Consider the following 717-nt stretch of genomic DNA (forward strand, 5'->3'; position numbering starts at 1 on the left):
CGCTGCGCGAGTCACTGACCGCCGAGGACGGCAAGCTCTACGCCCAGCCGTTCTACGGCGAGTCCTCCTTCCTGATGTACCGCAAGGACATCTTCGAGGAGGAGGGGCTGACCATGCCGGAGAAACCCACCTGGCAGGAGGTCGCCGAGCTGGCCGAACGGACCGACGGCTCCCGCCCCGGGATGAAGGGCATCTGCCTGCGCGGCCTGCCCGGCTGGGGCGAGGTCATCGCCCCGCTGACCACGGTGGTCAACACGATGGGCGGCACCTGGTTCACCGAGGACTGGGAACCGCGGCTGGACTCACCGGAGTTCAAGAAGGCCACCAAGTTCTACGTCGACCTGGTCCGCTCCCACGGCGAGCGCGGCGCCCCGCAGTCCGGGTACGCCGAGTGCCTGAACAACATGACCCAGGGCAAGTCGGCCATGTGGTACGACGCCACGGCCGGCGCGGGCTCCCTGGAGGCGTCCGGCTCCCCGGTGAAGGGCAAGATCGGGTACGTCCCGGCCCCCGTCGAGCAGACCAGGAGCTCCGGCTGGCTCTACACCTGGGCCTGGGGGCTGCAGAAGGCGTCCATCAAGTCCGACGACGCCTGGAAGTTCATCTCCTGGGCCTCCAGCAAGGAGTACGAGGAGCTGGTCGGCGCCACCAGCGGCTGGTCCAACGTCCCCGCCGGGAAACGTGCTTCGACCTACGCCCACCCCGACTACCGCAAGG

The 717-nt window shown here is 68.6% G+C and carries 1 protein-coding gene; it reads left to right on the plus strand.

Annotated features, from left to right (window positions below; all coding sequences use genetic code 11):
- Positions 1–717: extracellular solute-binding protein (locus ACFV9O_RS40180; RefSeq protein WP_385428003.1), on the plus strand; the 717-nt coding region annotated here is incomplete at both ends.

This window comes from Streptomyces sp. NPDC059909 (genome assembly GCF_042730885.1).
Lineage (GTDB): Bacteria > Actinomycetota > Actinomycetes > Streptomycetales > Streptomycetaceae > Streptomyces.